The following is a 3,703-nucleotide window of genomic DNA, read 5'->3' on the forward strand; positions in this document are numbered from 1 at the left end:
GGGGCAGTGTTACGGAACATGCCTTTTGGGGCCACTTCGAGGATAAAAAATAGCTAAATTGGCCTAATAATTGGTGCGTTTATAGCTTTTTTGCGTTTTTAGATCTAAATTTTGAATTTCTTATACCCTTTCCAATCTTAACCCAACTTCAGGCTTTCTAAAAAAAACACAATAAAAATCAACATCATAAAATGCCAAAAAAGCGTTTGGGTCACTACAAAACATGTATTTTTGGAAATGACTTTAGCAAATCAAAAAATACTTTTTTCGGTTTTACCGGGAGATGCTGACACACCGAGGGCGTGATAAATTTCTAATTGCCTTGGAGTTGGTGAACTTGTTTTTCTAATATGCAATTTTTTTCCATCTTTACAATTCATTGTGCTGGTAATTCTGCATTGCATACTCAAATCTTTTTTTATTGTTTCCCAGCTTTCGTTTATTCCATGCTGTTTTAATTTATAACGGATGGTATGTAAAATATGGTAAGCAAGAACGCTAATAAAAATATGGCTATCTACGCGATTTGTAATTTGATGATAAATTGGGCGCATGCCTAATTCAGATTTTAAACAGCGGAATGCGGCTTCTAATTCAGTTAGTGTTATATAAATATTCCAAAGCGTCTGTTCATCTAAATCATTACGATTGCTGCGTAAGCAATATGTTCCAGCAGCTTTTTGTTTCCCTTCGATGCGTTCCCATTTTATATCAATAGCATTTTTCTTTTCTTGATCTGCAATGATTTCTACATCATAGGCATATCCAACAGATTTATACTTTTCTTTGAGTCTACCAAAACGCTCTAAAACTTTTTCATATTTTTTGGATGTTCTTTTGTTTTTTAAACCAGCCAATATTTTTTTTAATCCTGTTTCATAGCGTAAAAATGTTTGTTCGCGTATTCCTTGTTCTTTTTTTTCTTTTAACTCGGAATAACAATAAAGCTCGCTTTCTAGGGTTTCTGGATTTTTTACTAATGTGGTTTTTATTAAATAATCTTTCTTGTGTTGTAATGTACAGCTTGCGCCATCTGGAATAATTGGTTTGTTTTTTTTGCTTACTACAATATATGTATATCCGTTAGATTTTAGCCATTCGATATTATCTTCAGATGATATTCCAGCATCAAGAACTACAGTGGGTTTTGTTTTTCCTTCGAGATCATGAATCATTTTTGATAATGTTTTTGATTCACCTACATTGCCCTCATAGATCTCGCTTTTCTTAGGGAATCCAGAGGCATCAAGCACCAGAGCCAGTGTTACTAATGGACAATCGTATCTTTTTTCTTTTGATCTACCAAATGCTGCTTTGGTGTTTGCTAGACTTCTTCCTTCAAAGTATGTGTTGGTTAAGTCATATAGCGTGATCACTTCATCAAACTCAAACATAGCCTTTTCATTTGCAAATAATTTTTCTTCTATCATCTCTTTGTTGCGTAAAATTTTGTCAGCTATGCAATATAAATTATCTAACTTTAGTTGTTGAAAATCACAGTTTAATAACTCATCTAGCGCACTTTGATTTTGTAAGTATTTGTGTGTAGAGCGTTCACTGCCTGGAGATACAAGCCTGCCAACAATGGTGCCAATAGCTGCACTAACTTGTTTGTTATTAAATTTTGATTCTTTTAACAGTTGATCTAATCCGAGCTGTTTTATTGTTTCAACACAAATATGTTCTGGTCCCACTTGCCTTATTTGTTGATAAACCAAACTATCTATATCTACGCTATGATAATTATCTTCTGGCAATGCTTTCGCCGATACCGTTTCTGATGCAGCCCGACGAACAACGCGCTTGGAAATGCTTTGTGCCAATGATTCAATTGTTTCTTCTGGTAACAGCAACGATTGTTGTCCACTGATTATTTCTTCGATGCGATCGGCAAGCTGTTTCCATTGTTCAGATGGTATTTCAAAATTAGCGCCAAGATTTAATAATACTTGTTGCCTTACCTTGCCATTGGCATTGCGGTAAGACTCTACAAGGCGGTACGTGCTATATTCTTTGCCCGTTTCTTTATTTTTTTGTGAAACTTTTCTGATGTACATAACGGGTATTTTATACGGAAAAATTCTTAAATCAAGCGTTATATTTATTTTATGTCACTACAAAATACTTTTTGTTTTGCTCAGCTTACAACCATTTGTTTTTTAAAAAAATATTTTCTGGGCTGGATTGAAAACATGGTGTTTTTTGAGGTTTTTATGAAAAAAAACCTAAAGATGGGTTAACTATTTCATTCCTCCACGTTCTTGTAAAAACTTTTTATAAGTAAGATCGCATTGCCCAGCAAAATAAGAGTCGCAACCTTTTTTAGTTTTGATTTTTTCGAAAACCCAATAATAGTTGTCACGTTTTTTATTGTCACTAATAATCTCTTCTTTACTACTAAAAAGACCGGCTAAACAAACGTATTTTTCATTCCTCATAAGCTTTCGCCATGCATTAAAAACTTCAGCTGTGCTATCTACATCTACAAGTCTGCGCCGATAATATTCATGAGAAACACCACCATTTAACCATACCTTAATAGTGAGCTCCCCATAATTACCATCTTGCTTGCTACCAGTTGGAGGATATCCTTTGTCTTCCAGATTCAGAGTAACCCGTTCGCGAGGAAAACATTGCCAGTAGTTATAATCAACCCCATCTTTTACAGAAAATGGTTCTGGTTTTTCATACCCTGGAGGTGTAACTAAATCATTTTCGCTGAGAATACCATAATCATCAGTTAATAATACGTTAGGATATTTTTGTTTTATTTTTATGCTGGCATCAATGCTAAAAGCGTCACAAGAAATACTAATTAATACTGAAAAAACAGTTGGCCACCAAATTCGTACGCTCACTTTTTCCCTCGCAAATCGGCATAATATTTTCGCATTCTCTTCAACGCACCAGGAACTTTACCAGAATTTACTTCATCTCTGTATCCCTTATAGTCAATTATGGTGTATTCCCAATCCGCCTCTTTGCCAAGTTTAATTGAGGCAAGCTTCTTCTTTTGAAAAAGCCAGCGGACTCCACAACAGATATTGATAGATGGATCATAAAGATCATTCAGTTTAGCATCGATGAGATAATCTTTGAGCTCACCCTTATGATTTTTTAAAATCCCAGCTGTTTCTGCTGTAACTTGAAGCAACCCATATGCGTGCCTTTTCTTGTCCGAGTAGTCAGTGTTTTTCGCTTTATGCTTAAAACCAGATTCTGTAGCCATTAGAGCTTTAACTAAATTTGGATCGAGTGGATCTTTTGGTTGAAAAATTTCGTTCCAATAATGAACCCAACCGCGAATTAATACGTCATATTTATTTGCATCATCAAACTCGGCAAGCAAACCCGTAGCAAGGGCGGGAGACCCAGAGAGATTCGAAAAGCTTTTCTCAGAGATGGCGCGAATTTCATCAAAAGATAATACCTTTTTATAGGAAGGATTCCTGGCGCAATGTTCATGTCTGATTATAGTATGTCCTTGAGGATGCTTTTTGCTTGGAGGAATTCTCTCGGAATGAGTTCGCACAGAATGCTTACCTTTGGGGCATGATATCAATGAACAAGATTTTATTTTATCCGATTTAGATTTGTTGGTTGCCATGATATGCTTCCTCTAGAAAAATAAACAAGAAGAAAAAGGCAATATAACGCAGCTTCAGGTTTTAAATCAACTTATTTTCAAAGATGTTCTAAGATG

Annotated in this window: 3 protein-coding genes; all 3 read right to left on the bottom strand. The window is 35.2% G+C overall.

Translation table 11 applies throughout. The features are described from left to right. Positions 1-251: 251 nt before the first annotated feature. Entirely contained in the window at positions 252-2,057 is a 1,806-nt protein-coding gene (locus VJJ26_01395; protein HLC06818.1) for an IS1634 family transposase, read from the bottom strand. Between the two features lie 183 nt (positions 2,058-2,240). Further along, a complete protein-coding gene (locus VJJ26_01400) occupies positions 2,241-2,858 on the bottom strand; it encodes a hypothetical protein (protein HLC06819.1) in 618 nt (205 codons plus the stop codon). Further along, positions 2,855-3,607, bottom strand: coding sequence for a transglycosylase SLT domain-containing protein (locus VJJ26_01405; protein ID HLC06820.1), 753 nt, complete (start codon positions 3,605-3,607; stop codon positions 2,855-2,857). The genes VJJ26_01400 and VJJ26_01405 overlap by 4 nt, the downstream gene beginning before the upstream one ends. Between the last annotated feature and the right edge of the window lie 96 nt (positions 3,608-3,703).

Source organism: Candidatus Babeliales bacterium, from assembly GCA_035288105.1.
Taxonomy (GTDB): domain Bacteria; phylum Babelota; class Babeliae; order Babelales; family Vermiphilaceae; genus SOIL31.

Excerpts from the sequence above, each read along its gene's own strand:
- VJJ26_01395 (HLC06818.1), bottom strand. The coding sequence starts at position 2,057 with ATGTACATCAGAAAAGTTTCACAAAAAAATAAAGAAACGGGCAAAGAA.
- VJJ26_01405 (HLC06820.1), bottom strand. The coding sequence starts at position 3,607 with ATGGCAACCAACAAATCTAAATCGGATAAAATAAAATCTTGTTCATTG.